This is a genomic window from Sphingomonas brevis (assembly GCF_023516505.1).
GTDB lineage: Bacteria > Pseudomonadota > Alphaproteobacteria > Sphingomonadales > Sphingomonadaceae > Sphingomicrobium > Sphingomicrobium breve.
In genome coordinates, this window is the sequence record NZ_JAMGBB010000001.1 from 621811 (window position 1) to 640716 (window position 18906).

The following is an 18906-nucleotide window of genomic DNA, read 5'->3' on the forward strand; positions in this document are numbered from 1 at the left end:
GACGAAGGAAAGGCGATGACCACTTCCCCTGTCGACCTCGCCCAAGCCGTCATCCATTTCTGGTGCGACGAGCTGACCGAGGAGCAACATTTCAAGAAGGATGCGAGCGTCGACCGGCACATTGCCGAGCGGTTCGGCAAGGTTCGCGATGAAGTGCTCCGATCCAAGGCAGCGGGCTGGCGCGACACGCCGGAAACGATGGTCGCGGCGATTATCCTGCTCGACCAGTTCAGCCGCAACATGTTCCGGGGCAAGGCCAGGGCGTTCGAAGCGGACAGCCTGGCGCTGGAGCTGTGCAAGGAGGCGCTCGACAAGGGCTGGGTCGACAGGCTGTCCAGGCCGTTGCCGACTTTCTTCCTGATGCCGCTGCAGCACAGCGAGAGCATCGAGGACCAGGAGCGGGCGGTGGCAGAGTTCCAGGGCCGCGATGCGCTCAATTACAAATATGCGCTTGCCCACCGCGACCAGATCAGGCGTTTCGGTCGCTTCCCCGGACGCAACCAGGCGCTCGGCCGGGTCTCAACACCCGAGGAGCGGGAAGCGATCGAGCGCGGCGAAACTTTCTAGAGCAGCTTCGGCGCTTGCTTCAGCACAGCGTTACAGGCCTGCGATTTCACCTGGCTCGGAACCTGGTTCAGCGAAAATTTCTGGCCCTGGCCGGTAATGATGTTGCCGGCCTTGCCGGCGGAATAGCCGCTCGACGACGTGATCCCGGGCTTCTTCATCAGGCCGCCCAGGGCCGAATTGGCAGTGCCGCCGCTCAGAACCTTGTTCTGTACGCAATATCCAAGCACTCCCGCCGCATTGCCCGGGCTGATCGAAGACATGTTCGGGACGCCTTTCATCAGCGAGTTTGTGCCCGGAAACGATGGAAGCCCTTGGCCGATCGCCGCCGAAACGGCACAGGTCAAAAGGGCTATTAGCGCGGGTGCTGCGGTGCGGTTTGCCATAGGTTTCTCCGCAGCTCGGCTAACAGCGGCCATGGCAGTGAGATATCGGGACGAATCCTGAAAGACGGACCCAACCAACCTTGACCTTTGCGGGTCCCTACCGTAGGGGCCGCCCCGTCTTAACGGACATGACATCGATGGAGTCCCTCGGGACACGCTGGCCGGCGAGGTTTCGCCCGCCGGCGTTGTTTGCTTTGTGACTTCTCGATTTGAGGAGTTTTGGATGTTCGATAGCCTGAGCGATCGCCTGTCCGGCGTATTCGACAAGCTCCGCGGCCGCGGAGCGCTGTCGGAGGACGACGTTCGCTCGGCGATGCGCGAGGTGCGCGTCGCGCTGCTCGAAGCCGATGTCGCCCTGCCGGTCGCTCGCGATTTCGTCGACAAGGTGACCGAACGCGCGGTCGGCCAGGAGGTGATCCGGTCGGTCACGCCCGGCCAGATGGTCGTCAAGATCGTCAACGATGCGCTGGTCGAGATGCTTGGATCGGAGACTGCCGAGCTCCACCTCGACGTCAATCCACCGGCCGTAATCATGATGGTCGGCCTGCAGGGCTCGGGCAAGACGACGACCACTGCCAAGCTGGCCAAGCGGCTGTCCGAGCGTGAGCGGAAGCGGGTGCTGATGGCCTCGCTCGACGTTGCCCGCCCGGCCGCGCAAGAGCAGCTGGCCATTCTCGGCCGCCAGGCCAATGTCGACACGCTGCCGATCGTCGTCGGCCAGACCCCGGTGCAGATCACCGAGCGCGCGCTGCAGTCGGCGAAACTCCAGGGCTACGACATATTGCTGCTCGACACGGCGGGCCGCCTTCACGTCGATGACCAGCTGATGGCCGAGATGAAGGCGGTTGCGACCGCCTCCAACCCGGTCGAGACCCTGCTGGTGGTCGACAGCCTGACCGGCCAGGACGCGGTCAATGTCGCCAAGGGTTTTGCCGGCGAAGTCGACCTCAGCGGCGTGATCCTGACCCGGATGGACGGCGACGCCCGTGGCGGCGCGGCGCTGTCGATGCGCGCGGTGACGGGGAAGCCGATCAAGTTTGCCGGCACGGGCGAAGCGATTGACGCACTCGAAGCCTTTCACCCCAACCGCGTTGCCGGCCGGATCCTCGGCATGGGCGACGTCGTCAGCCTCGTCGAACGGGCCGCCGAGACGGTCAAGATCGAGGATGCCGAGGCGCTCGCCCGCAAGATGGAAAAGGGCAAGTTCGACCTCGACGACCTTGCCATGCAGATCCAGCAGATGAAGCGGATGGGCGGGCTCGGCGCGCTGGCCAACATGCTCCCCGGAATGAAGGGCATGAAGGGCGCGGCGAACATCGACGACAAGGCGCTGGTTCGGCTCGAAGCGATGATGAGCTCGATGACCGCCAAGGAGCGGTCGCGGCCCGACATCATCAACGCCAAGCGGAAGATTCGGATCGCCAAGGGCAGCGGGACCACCGTCCAGGAGGTCAACAAGCTGCTCAAGATGCACCTTGAGATGTCCAACGCGATGAAGCGGCTGAAGAAGCTCGGCGGCTTCGGCAAGCTCGCGTCCATGTTTTCCGGTGGGGGAATGGAAAAGGCGCTGGCCGGGATTGCTCCCGGCGGCGAGCTCCCCGGCGGGCTGCCCGGTCTTCCCGGCGGCAGTTCTCCGTTCAACCTCCCGCCCGGTTTCGATAAGTTTTCAAAGAAATAACAGTAGTTTACTAGAAGGACTAAAGATATGGCAGTTGCAATTCGCCTGGCCCGTGGTGGCTCCAAGAAGCGCCCTTACTATCGCGTTGTCGTGGCCGACAGCCGCAATGCGCGTGACGGCCGCTTCATCGAGAAGGTCGGTACCTACAACCCGCTGCTGGCGAAGGATTCGCCGGAGCGCGTGAAGCTCGACGTCGAGCGTATTTCGCATTGGCTGTCGGTCGGCGCGCAGCCGTCTGACCGCGTGATGCGCTTCCTCGATGCCGCCGGCATCCGTGAGCGTGCCCCGCGCAACAATCCGCAGAAGGCGGAGCCGGGCGAAAAGGCCAAGGAGCGCGCCGAGGAAAAGGCGAACAAGCTGGTTGAGGCCGAAGAGGCGAAGAACGCCGCCGCTGCCGCTCCGGTTGAAGAGGCCGTCGAGGAGAAGCAGGAAGTTTCCGAAGCAGCTTCCGATCAGGAAGCGTCAGCTGCGGAAACTGCCGAAGCGATGATCGCCGCCGAGGTTGAGGCCGCGACCGAAGAGCCGACTGTCGAGGCGGAAGCCGTCGCCGAGGAAGTTGCCGAGGAAACTCCGGCGGTTGAGGCCGAAGTTCCGGCCGCTGAAGAAGCTGCTGCTGAAGAGGCTCCTGCTGCCGAAGCAACGGAAGAAGCTCCGGCCGCTGACGAGGCCAATGAAGCGACCCCGAACAGCGATGCCGGCGACGAAGCCGACGCCGTCACCGGTGAAAGCGCGCAGGACCCGGCCGAGGGTGCGGCTGACGAGGCCGAGCAGAAGGCCGAGTAAATGAATTCCTCCCCGAGCAAGCTCGGGGAGGGGAACCACCCGCAGGGTGGTGGTGGGGTAGGGACGTCGCGCCAGCCACCCCTCCACCAGCTTCGCTGGTTCCCCTCCCCACGATGGCGTGGGGAGGAACTATGACCCGCCGCGTGGCGCTGGCTGCGGTCGCCGGGGCTCATGGGGTGAAGGGCGAGCTGAGGCTCAAGCTGTTCGCGGACAGCGTCGACAGCCTCGCTCGCCATCAGCGCTTCCATGTCGGCGGGCGCGAGCTGGCGCTCAAGGACATCAAGGACGGCGGCAAGACCGCCATCGCCCGATTCGAGGGCATTTCCGACCGTACCGCCGCCGAAGCGTTGCGCGGCTCACTGGTCGAAATCGACCGCGACCTGCTGCCCCCGCTCGAAGAGGGCGAATATTATCATGCCGACCTGGTCGGTCTCCCGTGCGTCGATGAAACCGGCCAATCGGTCGGTACCGTCGTCGCAGTCGAGAATTTCGGCGCTGGCGACTTGCTGGAGGTCGAGCGGCCCAACAACAAGCGCTCGCTAATCCCGTTCCGCGATCCGATTGCACGGCTAGAGGGCGAGAAAATCGTCCTCGACCCGGAATTCCTGGCCTAACCGTCATTGCGAGCGGAGCGAAGCAATCCAGCTTGGATTGCCGCGTCACCTTCGGCTCCTCGCAATGACAATTATCTGAGCAACGGCTGCTCTTTCGCCAGATCGTTGCGGATGGCGGTTGCCGCAATGCCGCCCTGGCCCATGGCGCTGCTGATCTGGTCGAGGCCGATCACCAGGTCACCCGCCGCATAAACGCCCTCGACGCTGGTCCGCATATGGCTGTCGACGCCGACGCAGCCGTCGTCGCCCATCCGCGCGCCGACCATTTTCGCCAATTGGCCGTGAACGTCGCTGCCCAGCGCGGGATAAATGCTGTCGAAGGTGAAATGGCCATCCGCGGTGTCGACCGTGATGCAATCCTTGCCGATCGCCACTGCCTCCGCGGGTCCGTCGACAGTCTCGATCCCGGCTTTTTCCAGCGCCAGTCGATCGACATCGGACACGTCGAGCGCCTTGTGCGGCGCGATCAGTGTTACATCGGCGGTATAGCCGCGCAGGAACACTGCTTCGGCAACGCCATGGTGACCGCTGCCGAGCACGCCGACCTTCTTGTCGGTCACCTCGTAGCCGTCGCAGATGGGGCAGTAGCGGATTTGTCCACGCGTCAGCGCTTCGTCATGCAGGTCCTCGTCCATCGGCGGGCGGCGATTGGTCACTCCCGTGGCGAGCAATACCGAGCGCGACCTGACCTTCCCCGAGCCCCATTCGGCCTCGAACAGCGGATCCACATGTTCGAGCCTCGTCACCGTTCCATCGACAATCTTCGCGCCATATTTTTGGGCCTGTTCCTTCATCAGCTCGATCAGCTCGGCACCCGAGATTCCGTCAGGATAGCCGGCATGATTGCGGGTGCAGGGGATGGTCGCCGCGCGGCCCTTGCCGCCGTCCACGACCAGTGCGTTCAGATGGAAGCGGGCGAGATAGATCGCCGCGGTCAGCCCGGCCGGGCCGCCACCGATGACCAGGCAGTCGAGAGGTTTGTCGTCCATCGGGACCCAATGCCGAGCCTTCCGCACAAGTTCCCGCTGGGCTAGGACCCAAGCGCCATGACGTTCCGTGCCACCGTGCTGACACTCTACCCGGAGATGTTCCCCGGGCCGCTCGGCACCAGCCTGGCCGGCCGGGGGCTGGCGGAGGGGCTGTGGAGCCTCGAGGCGCGCAACATCCGCGATCACGCCATCGACAGGCATCGCACGGTCGACGACACGCCGGCCGGCGGCGGAGCGGGCATGGTGCTGCGGGTCGATGTATTGGCCGCCGCGCTGGATGCGGTTGCCGCCGAAGACCCTAAGCCTCGGCCGATGCTGGCGATGACCCCGCGCGGCGCGCCTCTAACGCAGGCAAAGGTGCGTGAGCTGGCGGGCGGAGAGGGCGCGATCGTCCTGTGCGGCCGGTTCGAAGGATTTGACGAACGCATCTTCGAAGCGCGCAAGGTCGAACCGGTGTCGATCGGCGACTATGTCCTTTCGGGCGGCGAGGTTGGCGCGATGGTGCTGCTAGACGCTTGCGTTCGGCTGCTTCCCGGGATAATGGGCGCGGCCTCCAGCGGAGAGGAGGAGAGCTTCGAAGAAGGGCTCCTGGAATATCCGCACTATACCCGCCCCGTTGATTGGGAAGGGCGCACGATCCCCGAAGTGTTGCGATCGGGGGATCATGCGAAGATCGCGGCGTGGCGAAAGCAGCGCGCGATCGACGATACACGGCTACGGCGGCCGGACCTGATCGAGCGCCATGGGGGTGCTCGGGAGGCACCGCCCTCTGGCGCGCAGCGAGAAGAATAAGGCTGTTAAAGCAATGAACCTGATTCAGATGCTCGAGGCGGAGACGGTTGCCGCGCTCAGCGAGGGCAAGAACATCCCCGAATTCCGTCCCGGCGATACGCTGCGCGTCGGTGTGAAGGTCGTCGAAGGCGACCGCAGCCGCGTCCAGATGTACGAGGGCGTGTGCATCGCCCGCGCCAACAAGGGCGTGAATTCGAACTTCACCGTCCGCAAGATTTCGTTCGGCGAGGGCGTCGAGCGCGTCTTCCCGCTCTATTCGCCGATCATCGATTCGATCGAGGTCGTGCGCCGCGGTGCCGTGCGCCGCGCCAAGCTCTATTATCTCCGCGGCCGCCGCGGCAAGTCGGCACGTATTGCCGAGCGCCGCGATACGCGCCCTGCCAAGGGCACGGAGACCAAGGAAGGCTAAGCTTTCGAAGCGCCATCAAAGCGCTTGATTATCGGCCGGGCCTTCTCACATGGAGGGTCCGGCCGTTGTCGTTTCGCCAAGAGGGGTCGTTTCGCCAAGAGGGGCCGTTTCGCCCAGAAGGAATTTGATTAATGTCATCGGGCTATCGGGTTGCAGTGGTTGGAGCGACCGGCAATGTCGGACGCGAGATCCTCAACATCCTCGCGGAGCGGCAATTCCCGCTGGCCGAAGTGGCAGCCGTCGCAAGTCCGCGATCGACCGGCGACATCATCGATTTCGGCGACAGCGGTAAGGAGCTCAAGGTTCAGAACATCGATCATTTCGATTTCGGAAGCTTTGACATCGCCCTGTTCGCCGCGGGCTCCGAAGTGTCCAGGCTGCACGCGCCCCGTGCGGCCGAGGCCGGCTGCACCGTCATCGACAATAGCTCGCTCTACCGGATGGATCCGGACGTGCCGCTGATCGTGCCGGAAGTGAACCCGGAAGCGATCGCCGGCTATCGCGCCAAGAACATCATCGCCAATCCCAATTGCTCGACCGCGCAGATGGTCGTGGCCTTGAAGCCGCTGCATGACGTTGCGCGGATCAAGCGGGTGGTGGTCGCCACTTACCAGTCGGTTTCGGGCGCCGGGAAGGCGGGAATGGACGAGCTGTTCGAGCAGAGCCGCAACATTTTCGTCGGCGATGCCAATTCGCCGATGAAATTCACCAAGCAGATCGCCTTCAACGTCATCCCCCACATCGACAGCTTCCTCGACGATGGTTCGACCAAGGAAGAATGGAAGATGGTGGTCGAGACCAAGAAGATCCTCGACCCATCGATCAAGGTCACAGCGACCTGCGTCCGGGTTCCGGTGTTCGTCGGCCATTCCGAGGCGATCAATGTCGAGTTCGAGGAGGAGCTGAGCGCCGAGCAGGCACAGGCGATCCTGCGCGAGGCGCCGGGCGTGATGCTGGTCGATAAGCGCGAGGACGGCGGTTACGTCACGCCGGTGGAATGCGTCGGCGAATATGCCACCTACGTCAGCCGGGTGCGCGACGATCCGACGGTCGAATATGGCCTATCGATGTGGGTGGTCAGCGACAACCTGCGCAAGGGTGCCGCGCTGAACGCGGTGCAGATCGCCGAACTGCTCGGCCGCCGCCATTTGCAGAAGGCGGCCTGATCGTCATTGCGAGGACCCCGGACTTGGTCCGGGGGACGCGGCAATCCAGTTGCGGCGTTGGATTGCTTCGCTACGCTCGCAATGACGGAGGAAACTTTCCATGCGATCCATGACCGGCGGCTGTGCCTGCGGGAAGGTGAGGTTCGAAGCCAGCGTCGAACCCACCGAGGCTTATCTCTGCCATTGCCGCATGTGCCAGAAGGCAACCGGCTCCATCTCGATCGCGTTCGTCAATGCCCAGCTGGACGAGATTCGCTGGGACGGCGAGCCGGACTGGTACGACAGCTCGCCGATTGCGACGCGCCCATTCTGCGCGACCTGCGGCGCTTCGCTCGGTTTCCTGTTCAGGCAGGACGCCGACAAGATGGACCTGACCGTCGCCGCATTCGACGATCCGTCACCGTTCAAGCCCAAGCATCATTTCGGCGCGGAGAGCATGCATCGCGGGTGGATCAATACCGAAGGCCTGCCAGAATATCGCACCGAAGAATATCAAAAGCTGGTCGACAAATGGGTTACTGCAACCGGTGAATTCCCGGGATAAGGCGACCGGCCACCAGTGGCCGCCTTCCACCCATTGCGGTCATTATTACGAGCGCCCCTAAAGCCATTGTTGAGGAGCGAAACACGCCTTACAGGCCTGCCTCCTGGCCCGACGGCCCTTTCGGACCAGCGTTGAACCGATCGAACATCTGCGGCGGTTGCGCGCGCAGCGATTGCAGGAGCATCAGCATTGCCTTTTGTGACTCCCGAGCGTGTCCCGACATCGGCCGGTTGAGGTCCGTCATGACAGTGATCGAAAGCGCAGCAGCAATGAAAAAGACAATTGCTGCCCTTCTGCCGCGCGGGCCATCCACTTGGTGGCCAACGACCGCCGCCATCACCGCAATATAGACGATCAACAGGGCACCGACCTCGACCGGCACACGCAGGTCCCAGGCGACTTTGCGTTCGGTGTCGAGATCAATCACTTCATTGTAGGACATCAACAGCGCAGTTGTGACGCCGTGGGCGAGCGCGGATTCGCGCGAAGCGCGGACGGCGGCCCAGATATCGGTGAGGAGTTGGTCGTTCCTTGCGAGAAGCGCGCGGCTGTCGCCACCTGCATTCGCCAGGTCGATGCGGTTGCTAGTGTAGGCTACTAACAGCTGGCTGAGACGCGAACGATGCGGCTCATCGAGCAACTGGGCACGCAGGTATGCCGTGCCAATTGCATTAGCTTCGCTGGTCACTAGCTCACGCCGCGCTTCGTACCGGTTCAACACCATGCCGAAACTGAAGGCCAGAAGCAGACCAAGCAAGCCGAGCATGCTCGCGAGCAGGTATCCCTCCTGCGCGACCGACTCCCCGGACTCGCGCACTTTCTTCGGAGAGCGCCGTTCCTGAATCTTGCGTATTTGGTGACCTGCCCCCGCCGCAATGAGCATCACGGCAAGGGTGCCGATCCCAATCACGACAATAGAAAGGTCGGACAACCAATCGGATGGGAATCCGCCCTCCATCGATTCCACTCCTTCGTCAGCTGGCGCCCACGACGATACTTGCGATGGCCCACCGAACAAAGTCCGGCTCCCTGCGGCGACCGCTCGACCACGCTTGTGATGGCGGCTGCGATCTCCATCGAGTCCTTACGGCCAGATTTGCGTCAGTTCGACGACGATTAATAGCCACTGACGTCAAGTGAACTAAATCAATGACCGCTTTCCACCCATATCGGCCACCGCCGCGAATTGGATCGACGGCTCGCGATGACTTGTCGCCGGACTCCTGATAGTCAGCGCGAGAAGGGGGCCAATGGCTGACGTTTTTGTCTCTTATGCGCGGCCCGACGAGCTTCTAGCCGAGCGAGTTGCAGAATCTCTTCGAGCCGACGGGTATACTGTTTGGCGTGACGACGAGTTGCCTGCCCACCGCCCCTATGCCCAGGTGATTGAGGAACGGCTCAAGGACGCCAAGGCTGTTGTCGTGCTCTGGTCGGCCAGGTCCGCGACGTCGCAATGGGTGCGTGCCGAGGCCGACGCCGCTCGAAGTTTGGGCACACTCATCCAGGCAACGCTCGACCAAACCACCCCTCCAATGCCGTTCAATCAGGTTCAATGCGCGGATTTGAGCAAGTGGAAGGGCGAAACAGAAAGTGCGGGCTGGCGAAAAGTCCTGGCGAGTGTGACCGAACTGGCGGGAAGCAGTGTTCGGCCGGACGATTTCGCCGCGGGGCCCTCCCAAGGCGAACGCAGCGTGTGCGTCCTGCCGTTCGCAAACATGAGCGGCGATGCGGAACAGGAGTATTTCAGCGACGGGATATCCGAGGATATCACGACCGATCTTTCCAAGATTTCCGCACTGACCGTAATTGCGCGCAATACGGCATTCACCTTCAAGGGACAGGCCGTCGACGTCTGTGAGATCGCGCGCAAGCTTGGCGTCAGCCACGTGCTGGAGGGCAGCGTTCGCAAGGCTGCGGGGCGAGTCAGGATTACGGCCCAGCTGATCGACGGGAAGAGCGGAAGCCACGTTTGGGCCGAGCGTTACGATCGCGATCTGACCGACATTTTCGCGATTCAAGACGAGATTTCAAAAGCGATTGTTGCCGCGCTCAGACTGAAGCTCTTGCCTGAAGAAAGAACCGCGATCGAGCAGCGCGGAACCTTGAACGTCGACGCGTACAACCTCTATTTGATGGCGCGGAAATATTGGATCACGGGCGACTTCGGGGATCGACGCCGCGAGGATCGTGTTATTCGCCTGACCAAACGAGCCCTCGAGATCGATCCGGATTACCCTCAGGCACTAGCGCTGATGGGCCTCGCGCAGGCCAATCTTTTCTACGCTTACAGCGGCAATGAGGGGATGGACGATGGCCTGGTAGCGGCCGAACGAGCGCTCTCACTTGATCCATCCATTGCCGAGGCGCACCTGCCGCGGGCCTGGCATTTGGCACTCCGCGGACAGCATGATGAGGCGGATGCGGAAATCGAAACGGCGCTCCGCCTCAACCCCGATTGCTGGGAAGCGAATAAGGAGGCTGCCCGCATCTTCTACCGGCGGGGCAAGCTTGATGAGGCGATAGGCCTGTTGAGGAAAGCCACGGAGCTGGCCGACTCCGATTTCCATAGCTTGGGAATGTTGACTGCTGCCTATCTTGCTCGGGGCGACCATCAACTCGTGCGCGCGAGCGCGGAAAAAATGGTCCCATTGATCGAACAGGTGCTGGTGCGCGATCCCGATAATGGCGCCGCGCTGGCATTTGTCGCTCTAAGCTACGCAGCGCTCGGCCAGTTGGATCGCGCCCGCGAGTATGTCGACCGCGCAATGCTGCTCGATCCTGACAATCTCTACATGCGATACAATCTGGCGTGGCCGCTGATCGCATTCTTTCAGGACAAGGAGGCTGCGCTCGATCTGCTCGAGCCCGCGTTTGCGAAGGCAGGCAGAAACTTGATCAGCCTGGCGTTAGCGGACCGCAACCTCGACCCGCTACGTGATGATCCCCGGTTTCAACAGATGCTCGCCGCTGCCAGCGATCGAGTAGGATTGCCGAGCTCCATCAATGGCTGAAGCACCGCTGGCTGCTTTCCACCCATAGTGGACATTGCAAAATAGGACTTCGGCTGACATGCGCCCGGAATATGTCAGATACGGCTTATTTCAGGCTTCGGGAGCATTTCCAGCAACCCATGGTCACCGTGAACATTTGTGAAGTTTCTCGCGGGTACGCGCGCAGTGGGTGCGACGTTCGTGACTTTTGAGGCGGCATGACTGAAGTCACCATCCATCATTGGACCGCGTCCGACGGCGTCGAGCTGGCTTGGCGCGAGTTGGGGCAGGGCAGGCCGGTGATCCTGCTCCATGGCCTCTATTCCGACGCCGGGATGAACTGGATCAAGTTCGGAACCGCGGGTCGTATCGCGGCGGAGGGTTTCCGGGTGATCATGCCCGATCATCGCGCGCATGGGCTCAGCGCCAAGCCCCACGGAGCGGAGCATTATCCAAAGGGCATCCTGGCCCGCGATTTGCGCGAACTGGTGGCGCGGCTCGGGCTTACCGATTTCGATCTTGGCGGCTTTTCGCTTGGGTCACGGACCATAGTCGAGGCGGTCGGCGAGGGGATGCGGCCGCGCCGGGCGATCCTCGGGGGCGCCGGTCTTGAAGGCCTCCGCAACTGGGAGCGCCGCAAGAATTTCTTCGTCGAGGCGATCGACAAGTTCGACAGCGTCCAGCGCGGCGATCCGCACTGGCTGTCGATCCAGTTCATGAAGAGCCAGAAAGTCGATCGGGTCGCGGCCGCTCACTTGCTCGACAGTTTCGAGGATGCCTTCATCGACTGGCTGCAGGCCTTCACCATGCCCACCCTGGTGGTGTGCGGCGACGAGGACGACGACAATGGCTCGGCGGAAGAGCTGGCCAATGTGCTGCCCCATGCGACCTTCCGCGAAACGCCGGGGACGCATATGACCAGCATTACCAAGCCCGAGTTCGGCGAAGCGATCGCGCGCTTTCTGTCCGCTTGACGCCGGCAAAGAGCCCTTGACGAAGGGGGCAGGCAGGTTCCAACCCTAACTCCACGCGACAACATAAGAATATTCCAGGGACGAGGACGCCTCATGATGAAATTTGCCGCATCCGTATCGCTTGCCGCACTGGCGCTGGCCGCCTGCGCTTCCACTTCCGCCGCTCCGGTTGCAGCCGCCGCGCCTGCGCCGTCGCCCGAAGCTGCCTTGTCACCGGCCCAGACCGAATATCCGATGACCCCGGATGGCGCTCGCGCCTTCATCGCGGCGGTCGAGAAGGAGCTGTTCGAGCTTAGCGTGATCGGTGGACGAGCGGCCTGGGTCAACGCCACCTACATCAACGACGATACCGACGCGCTGGCCGCCTATTTCGGAACGATCGGCACTGAAAAGGGTGTCAAATACGCCACCGAGGCGGCGAAATATGCGCAGGTGCCGGGGCTGGATTTCGACACCGGGCGGAAGCTCAACATCCTGCGCGGAGCACTGGTGCTGGCAGCGCCGCGAACTCCGGGCGCAGCGGCCGAACTGAACACGCTCGCGACCAAGCTTCAATCGACTTACGGCAAGGGGCGCGCCCGTCATAACGGCAAGGTTATTACCGGCGACGATGCCGAGGCGTTGATGGGCACGCTGCGCAATCCGGCGGAGCTCGCCGAGATATGGCAAAGCTGGCACGAAAATGTCGGCCGCCCGATGCGGCAGGATTATCAGCGGCTGGTCGAGCTGGCCAACGCCGGCGCCAAGGATCTCGGCTATGCCGACTCCGGCGCCATGTGGCGGTCGCAGTATGACATGACGCCGGAAGAATTTTCGGCGATGTACGATCGGCTGTGGGCCGAGACCAAGCCGCTCTACGACCAGCTCCACTGCTACACCCGGACCAAGCTCAATCAGAAATATGGCAATGCCATCCAGCCGGCGAGCGGCCCGATCCGCGCCGACCTGCTCGGCAATATGTGGGCCCAGGAATGGGGCAATATCTACGACGTTGTCGCGCCCAAGGGCTCGGGCGACGTCGGCTATGACATCGGCGCGCTGCTTGAGGCCAAGAAGAAGGACCCGGTGGCGATGGTCAAGATCGGCGAGGGTTTCTACTCCTCGCTCGGTTTCGCACCGCTGCCTGAGTCATTCTGGCAGCGCAGCCAGATTACCCGTCCGCGCGACCGTGACGTGATCTGCCACGCCTCGGCTTGGGACCTCGACAACAAGAACGATCTGCGCATCAAGATGTGCACCAAGGTCAATGCCGACGACTTCGTCACCATTCACCACGAACTGGGCCACAACTATTATCAGCGGGCCTATAACCAGCAGCCCTATCTCTATCTGAACGGGGCCAATGACGGCTTCCACGAGGCGATCGGCGACTTCATCGCCCTGTCGATCACGCCCGAATATCTGGTGCAGATCGGCCTTCTCGATCGATCGAAAGTCCCGTCGGCCGACAAAGACACCGGGTTGCTGCTCCGCCAGGCGATGGACAAGGTTGCCTTCCTGCCGTTCGGACTGCTGGTCGATAAATGGCGGTGGGGCGTGTTCGACGGTTCGATCACCCCGGCCAACTACAACCAGGCTTGGGTCGATCTTAAGCGCCAGTATCAGGGTATCACGCCGCCGGTTGCGCGCAGCGAAAGCGATTTCGATCCGGGCGCCAAGTTCCACATTCCCGGCAACACGCCTTACGCCCGCTACTTCCTGGCGCGCATCCTTCAGTTCCAATTCTACAAGGCGGCCTGCGACATGTCGGGATGGAAGGGCCCGCTGCATCGTTGCAGCTTCTACGGCAACAAGCAGGTTGGCGAGCGGCTGAACGCGATGCTCAGCATGGGCCTAAGCAAGCCATGGCCGGACGCGCTTCAGGCGTTCACCGGCTCGCGCGACATGTCGGCCAAGCCGATGCTGGAATATTTCGCGCCGCTGCAGGCGTGGCTGGAAAAGCAGAACGCCGGCAAGCAGTGCGGTTGGTAATTTAGTGGGAGGGGAGCGGTACCACCGCTCCCCTTCGACTATTCGACCGACGCCAAACCGGCCTTGATGTCCTGTTGGGCCACCGGGCCGCGGGGACCCTTGGATTTCTTTCCGGTTTCCTTGAGCGTCAGTGCCTCCTCGGCGATCTCCTCCTGGGATTTGGCGCTGTCGAACCGCTCGGCCTTGAGTTCGCTCAACCGGTCCATGCCGCTGCTCAGGGCCTCGCGCACTTGTTCGCGCCTGGACCACAGGAATGCACCTGCCGCTGCGGCGCCGGCGATACCGGCCGCCAGCGCCGCGGATGCGCCGGGGTTATCCCTGGCGGCGGTGAAAAACGACGCGTCCTTGAACCGGCCTTTGGAGTCTCTTTTTCTTGCTGGCATTTTCGCCTCCTTCTCTAGCCCTTCCCCTGCAACGCACAGCCAATGGCGGCGTTGCGTTCGGAAGGCAGGAATGAACAGAAATGCGACGAAGCGTCAGAGCTGGCCGAGCATTGTCTCCGCACTTGAGGCCGAATATTCGCCCGGAGCTTCGACGTTGAGTTGCTCGACCACGCCATCGTTGACGATTGCCGAATAGCGCTGGCTGCGCTTGCCCATGCCGAATTTGGAGGCATCCATGGTCAAGCCGAGCGCGTCGGCGAATTCGCCATTGCCGTCGGCCAGCATGGTGATGTCCTCGCTACCCTGCTCGCGGTTCCATGCGCCCATCACGAAGGCGTCATTGACGCTGGTGGCGACAATCTCGTCGACGCCCTTGCCCTTCAGCTCCGCCGCTTTCTCGACATAGGAGGGCAGGTGGCGCGCGGAGCAGGTCGGGGTGTAGGCGCCGGGGACGGCGAACAGCGCAACCCGCTTCCCGGCGAAGTAGTCGCCGCTCTTGACCGGCACCGGTCCCTCCGGCGTTGCAAGCGTCAACTGGACGTCGGGAATTCGGTCGCCAACTTGGATGGGCATCGGTCAATCTCCTTTGAATGGTCAGGCCGCGAGATAGGCGCGGCGCATGACGGTCACAAGACTTGCGGCCATCCGGTCTGAGGCGCATTTTCAGGCTGATGGATACTCCGCGGTTCCTGTCCGGGAAGCTGTTGCTGGCGATGCCTGGTATCGGCGACCCGCGCTTCGAGCGTGCAGTGATTGCCATGTGCGTCCATGACGAGAATGGCGCGGTCGGTATCGGCATCGGTCACCAACGCGCGGGAATTGGCGTGCGTGGCCTGCTCGAACAATTGGGTCTCGACCCGGGCAAGGCGCCCGATGGGCCGGTGCTTCACGGCGGTCCGGTCGAGCCAGGCAGGGGTTTTGTCCTGCATAGCGACGATTGGGGCGGGCAGGACACGATCCAGGTCGTCGGCCTTGGCGCACTGACCGGAACCATCGACGTGCTGAAGGCGATTGCCGATGGAAAAGGGCCAAGCCGTTATCTGATCGCGCTGGGCTATGCCGGATGGGGTGAGGGCCAGCTCGACGAGGAAATGACCAGGCCCGGCTGGTTCACCGCCGACGGGCGCAAGGAAATATTGTTCGAAACGCCGATGGCCGAGCGGTGGGAAGCGACCTTCAAGGCGGAAGGAATAGATCCGCGGCTGCTCGACAGCGGAGCCGGCGCAGCCTGACGCTGCGCGCCTAGCCGCGGTCGTCGGCGAGCGGGCCCAATTCCTCGATTAGCGGCCCGAGCCACTGGCGATATCGCTCGGCCGAACCAATTCCCTTGCGGTTGAGCGGCTTGCGAACCTGCTCGCTGCTGGGAGTCGCGACGGCCCCCGTGGCCAAGTGGAAGTCGATGCATTCGGGCTCATACTCCAGGCCGAGGAACTCCAACATTCGCTGCGTCTGCCCTTCGATGTCGTCGACCACCTCCTCATAACGTACGGACAGGATGCGACCGGGCGCCGCTATCTTCATGGCGTCGAACAGCCGGACATAGTCGCGGTAAATAATGCCGACGTGACGAAGATCGTTGGTCGCCGGGAAGCCCCCTGAAAACAGCATTTTGAAGTTCGCCCAACAGCAGTCCAGCGCATTTCGGCGGAGATCGATGATCTTGGCATTGGGCAGCGCCAGCAGGATCAGGCCAATGTGCAACCAGTTTAGGTTGTTCTTATCGATGAAGAATGGCTTGTTCGATCGGCGGCAGTCCGCGGAAGCTTGCAAATATCGCTCGCCGACCCACGAAAATTGAGTCTTCGACATGCTTTCCAACAATGCGGCGTAGTGTTCGGGATCATTATCCGCTCGATGTCGCACCGCTTCGGCCAGCTTCACCATAATCCTCAGCTCGCCTGCGCCTTCGATTGCCGAATGCCGACCCAGAATTCGCTCTACCATCGTCGTGCCGGACCGCGGCATGCCGATGACGAAAATCGCGGAGTTATTGGATGCGTTCGGCAAATGCCTCTGCCCGTAGAATTCGGAAGTGAACGTTTCGATCACGCTGTCGATAGAAGTTGAGATGGGCTGTGGATCATAGGGATGATTGGACAGTCGGACGCTTTTGCCGGCCGCGAAATGTTCAAAGGCTGTCGCATGTTCGCCTCGCCGGTCCGCCAATAGCCCAAGTGAGATACGCAGAGTGCCCTCTTCCGGCCGCCCGGCCTTCGCCGTCAGCGCCAAATCGAGAGACTCTTCGTCAACAGGCTTGAGCTCGTCCGGGTGGAAGTTAGCGAGGTTCCACCAGGCGAAAGCGTTGGACGGATCTAACCCGAGAGCGTGTCGAAGGGCCCGAATTGAGTCGTCGCGGCGCCCAACGATCCGGTAATGATGTCCCAGCGTTGCCCATCGTTCGGCATTGCGTGGTTCCAGTGCGACCAGTCGCTCGTGGACCAGCGCGGCTTTGTCGTTGTCACCGACTTCAACAAGCAACTGAGAAAGGTGAGTGAGCGCCGGAACATTGCGCGGCTTGCGCTCGGCAACTTCTTCAATCACGGTGATCGCCTCGCGCAGCCGAACTTGCTTATTAAGGCATGTCGTCAGCAGCATCGATGCTCGGAGAAACGCTGGCGCGCGCGACAGGACCGATCGTAGAAGTTGCTCGGCCTGTTCCAGGTCCCAAAGATTGATGCAGGCTTCTGCCGCGAAAGTCTTGGCGAGGAGGTCGTTTGGGTCACGGTCGATTATGGCTGCAGCCAGCTGCCGAGCCTTAACCACTTCGCCTTCCCCAAGTGCAGCTGCAATTTCCTTCATTGAAGGTTCGGGAATGCTGGCCTCGATCGCGCTCAATTCGGCGGCCTCGGCGTCGACCCGCATGTCCAGTCTACGATACGCCGCCGCGGCAAGCCGGAAAGTCTTCGGATCGCGTTTGACGCGAACCAGTGTTTCCGCCTGCTTCAATGCTGCTGAAGGATCGAGATCTAGTAGCCGAAAGCCATTGGCTAGGGCCTCTTCATAGCTACCGGGTTTAACTTGCACAGCGGAAGATCGTTCAGTCATTTCCGTTCTTTAACGCAATCTCAAATGTCGACAACTCGCCCGCTGATTGCCAAGCAGCCGCCACCTCGCTAACGGCACGCCGACCGCGCCGTCGATGGCGCCTGAGCAGCTTTACCGGAGATTTTAACGTGGCCACCGCCGATACCCTGACCCGCGACTATATCGTCAAGGACATTTCTCTCGCCAAATTCGGCCGCAAGGAAATCGAGATCGCCGAGACAGAAATGCCGGGCCTGATGGCACTGCGCCGCGAATATGGCGCGTCGAAGCCGTTGAAAGGCGCGCGGATCACCGGGTCGCTGCACATGACGATCCAGACCGCCGTGCTTATCGAGACGCTCACCGCGCTCGGGGCCGAGGTCCGGTGGGCCTCCTGCAATATCTTCTCGACCCAGGACCATGCTGCCGCTGCCATCGCCGCGTCAGGCGTGCCGGTGTTCGCTATCAAGGGCGAGACGCTCGAGGAGTATTGGGACTATGCCGCCCGCATATTCGACTGGGGGCAGGATCAGACCTGCAACATGATCCTAGATGATGGCGGCGACGCCACCATGTTCGCGCTATGGGGCGCGCGGGTCGAAGCCGGCGAAACCCTGTTCACGCCGCAGAATGAGGAAGAGGAAATCTTCGCCGCGACCTTGAAGCGCTTCCTTGCCGAGCGTCCGGGCTACCTCACCAAGACGGTCGAGACGATCAAGGGCGTCAGCGAAGAGACCACTACCGGCGTTCACCGGCTGTATGACCTTGCCAAGCAGGGCAAGCTCCCGTTCCCGGCCATCAACGTCAACGACAGCGTCACAAAGTCGAAGTTCGATAACCTCTACGGCTGCAAGGAAAGCCTGGTCGACGCCATTCGCCGCGCCACCGACGTCATGCTGGCCGGGAAGGTCGCGACCGTCGCCGGCTTTGGTGATGTCGGCAAGGGCTCTGCAGCGTCGCTGCGCAACGGCGGTGCCCGCGTGCTGGTGACCGAGGTCGACCCGATCTGCGCGCTGCAAGCGGCGATGGAGGGTTATGAAGTCGTGACGATGGAAGAGGCGGTGAAGCGCGCCGACATCTTCGTCACCGCCACCGGCAACATGGACGTCATCACGCTCGACCATATGCGCGAGATGAAGGACATGGCGATCGTCTGCAACATCGGCCACTTCGACAGCGAGATCCAGATCGGCGCGCTGGCCAATATGAAGTGGGATGAGATCAAGCCGCAGGTCGACGAAGTCACCTTCCCCGACGGCAAGCGCCTGATCGTTCTGAGCAAGGGCCGCCTGGTGAACCTCGGCAACGCGACCGGCCATCCGAGCTTCGTGATGAGCAGCAGCTTCACCAACCAGGTGCTTGCCCAAATCGAGCTTTGGACCAAGTCCGACGCCTATCAGAACGACGTCTATGTCCTGCCCAAGCACCTCGATGAGAAGGTCGCGGCGCTCCATCTCGACAAGCTGGGCGTCAAGCTGACCAAGCTCAGCGACAAGCAGGCGGCCTACATAGGAGTGACCCCGGAAGGCCCGTTCAAGCCTGATCATTATCGTTATTAACAAGGCTGTTAACTTAAGCTGTTGTGTCGGCTCAGCGTCTGTTGCTGAAAGGTTACAGGCGCATCCGAAAGTCGAAAGTT

Annotated in this window: 18 protein-coding genes and 1 pseudogene; 13 read left to right on the plus strand and 6 right to left on the minus strand. The window is 62.1% G+C overall.

Annotated features, from left to right (window positions below; all coding sequences use genetic code 11):
- Positions 1–15: 15 nt before the first annotated feature.
- Positions 16–567 carry a DUF924 family protein gene (locus LZ518_RS03310; RefSeq protein WP_249914613.1) on the plus strand — a complete coding sequence of 184 codons (552 nt, stop codon included), beginning with the start codon at positions 16–18 and terminating at the stop codon, positions 565–567.
- Here the strand turns inward: LZ518_RS03310 and LZ518_RS03315 are convergent.
- Positions 564–827 (minus strand): DUF2501 domain-containing protein, encoded by a 264-nt coding sequence (locus LZ518_RS03315; RefSeq protein ID WP_249914614.1) that lies wholly within the window; start codon positions 825–827, stop codon positions 564–566. The genes LZ518_RS03310 and LZ518_RS03315 overlap by 4 nt on opposite strands.
- Before the next feature lie 346 nt (positions 828–1173).
- On the opposite strand from LZ518_RS03315, the gene ffh reads away from it, so the two are divergent.
- The 3 genes and pseudogenes from ffh (at position 1174) to rimM (ending at position 4025) form a co-directional block, all read left to right on the plus strand.
- Positions 1174–2628, plus strand: a complete 1455-nt coding sequence (ffh, locus tag LZ518_RS03320) for a signal recognition particle protein (protein ID WP_249914615.1) — start codon at positions 1174–1176, stop codon at positions 2626–2628.
- A gap of 27 nt (positions 2629–2655) precedes the next feature.
- Positions 2656–3114 (plus strand): annotated as a pseudogene (rpsP, locus tag LZ518_RS03325) (30S ribosomal protein S16); the annotation flags it as partial.
- A 428-nt stretch (positions 3115–3542) separates the two neighbouring features.
- Positions 3543–4025: a ribosome maturation factor RimM gene (gene rimM, locus LZ518_RS03330; RefSeq protein ID WP_249914616.1), complete on the plus strand. Its 483-nt coding sequence runs from the start codon at positions 3543–3545 to the stop codon at positions 4023–4025.
- A gap of 71 nt (positions 4026–4096) precedes the next feature.
- Here rimM and LZ518_RS03335 read toward each other — a convergent pair whose 3' ends face one another.
- Positions 4097–5014: an NAD(P)/FAD-dependent oxidoreductase gene (locus LZ518_RS03335; RefSeq protein ID WP_249914617.1), complete on the minus strand. Its 918-nt coding sequence runs from the start codon at positions 5012–5014 to the stop codon at positions 4097–4099.
- A gap of 57 nt (positions 5015–5071) precedes the next feature.
- Between LZ518_RS03335 and trmD the strand changes: the two genes are divergently transcribed.
- The 4 genes from trmD to LZ518_RS03355 all read left to right on the plus strand — a co-directional run bounded on the left by trmD (position 5072) and on the right by LZ518_RS03355 (position 7925).
- Complete coding sequence (trmD, locus tag LZ518_RS03340) at positions 5072–5806, plus strand: tRNA (guanosine(37)-N1)-methyltransferase TrmD (protein WP_249914618.1); 735 nt, start codon at positions 5072–5074, stop codon at positions 5804–5806.
- Positions 5807–5819: 13 nt separating this feature from the next.
- On the plus strand, positions 5820–6215 hold the full coding sequence (gene rplS, locus LZ518_RS03345; protein ID WP_249914619.1) for a 50S ribosomal protein L19: 396 nt from the start codon (positions 5820–5822) through the stop codon (positions 6213–6215).
- A 131-nt stretch (positions 6216–6346) separates the two neighbouring features.
- Positions 6347–7381: an aspartate-semialdehyde dehydrogenase gene (locus LZ518_RS03350; RefSeq protein ID WP_249914620.1), complete on the plus strand. Its 1035-nt coding sequence runs from the start codon at positions 6347–6349 to the stop codon at positions 7379–7381.
- Positions 7382–7481: 100 nt separating this feature from the next.
- On the plus strand, positions 7482–7925 hold the full coding sequence (locus LZ518_RS03355; RefSeq protein WP_249914621.1) for a GFA family protein: 444 nt from the start codon (positions 7482–7484) through the stop codon (positions 7923–7925).
- Positions 7926–8013: 88 nt separating this feature from the next.
- Here the strand turns inward: LZ518_RS03355 and LZ518_RS03360 are convergent, their stop codons facing one another.
- Entirely contained in the window at positions 8014–8883 is an 870-nt protein-coding gene (locus LZ518_RS03360) for a bestrophin-like domain (protein WP_249914622.1), read from the minus strand.
- A 292-nt stretch (positions 8884–9175) separates the two neighbouring features.
- On the opposite strand from LZ518_RS03360, the gene LZ518_RS03365 reads away from it, so the two are divergent.
- The 3 genes from LZ518_RS03365 to LZ518_RS03375 all read left to right on the plus strand — a co-directional run bounded on the left by LZ518_RS03365 (position 9176) and on the right by LZ518_RS03375 (position 13860).
- Positions 9176–10936: a TIR domain-containing protein gene (locus tag LZ518_RS03365; RefSeq protein WP_249914623.1), complete on the plus strand. Its 1761-nt coding sequence runs from the start codon at positions 9176–9178 to the stop codon at positions 10934–10936.
- A 197-nt stretch (positions 10937–11133) separates the two neighbouring features.
- A complete protein-coding gene (locus tag LZ518_RS03370; protein ID WP_249914624.1) occupies positions 11134–11889 on the plus strand; it encodes an alpha/beta fold hydrolase in 756 nt (251 codons plus the stop codon).
- Between the two features lie 96 nt (positions 11890–11985).
- Positions 11986–13860 (plus strand): M2 family metallopeptidase, encoded by a 1875-nt coding sequence (locus LZ518_RS03375; protein WP_249916487.1) that lies wholly within the window; start codon positions 11986–11988, stop codon positions 13858–13860.
- Positions 13861–13898: 38 nt separating this feature from the next.
- Here LZ518_RS03375 and LZ518_RS03380 read toward each other — a convergent pair whose 3' ends face one another.
- Together LZ518_RS03380 and LZ518_RS03385 are read right to left on the minus strand one after the other, a co-directional pair.
- The gene (locus LZ518_RS03380) at positions 13899–14243 is read right to left on the minus strand and encodes a hypothetical protein (RefSeq protein ID WP_249914625.1); all 345 of its coding nucleotides are present in this window, start codon (positions 14241–14243) and stop codon (positions 13899–13901) included.
- Positions 14244–14336: 93 nt separating this feature from the next.
- Complete coding sequence (locus LZ518_RS03385) at positions 14337–14816, minus strand: peroxiredoxin (protein ID WP_249914626.1); 480 nt, start codon at positions 14814–14816, stop codon at positions 14337–14339.
- Between the two features lie 98 nt (positions 14817–14914).
- Here LZ518_RS03385 and LZ518_RS03390 point away from each other — a divergent pair, with 98 nt between their 5' ends.
- A complete protein-coding gene (locus LZ518_RS03390) occupies positions 14915–15475 on the plus strand; it encodes a YqgE/AlgH family protein (RefSeq protein WP_249914627.1) in 561 nt (186 codons plus the stop codon).
- 10 nt (positions 15476–15485) lie between these two features.
- Here the strand turns inward: LZ518_RS03390 and LZ518_RS03395 are convergent, their stop codons facing one another.
- Positions 15486–17288 (minus strand): sulfotransferase, encoded by a 1803-nt coding sequence (locus LZ518_RS03395; RefSeq protein ID WP_249914628.1) that lies wholly within the window; start codon positions 17286–17288, stop codon positions 15486–15488.
- Between the two features lie 128 nt (positions 17289–17416).
- Here LZ518_RS03395 and ahcY point away from each other — a divergent pair, with 128 nt between their 5' ends.
- Positions 17417–18826, plus strand: coding sequence for an adenosylhomocysteinase (ahcY, locus tag LZ518_RS03400; protein WP_249914629.1), 1410 nt, complete (start codon positions 17417–17419; stop codon positions 18824–18826).
- Positions 18827–18906 lie beyond the last annotated feature (80 nt).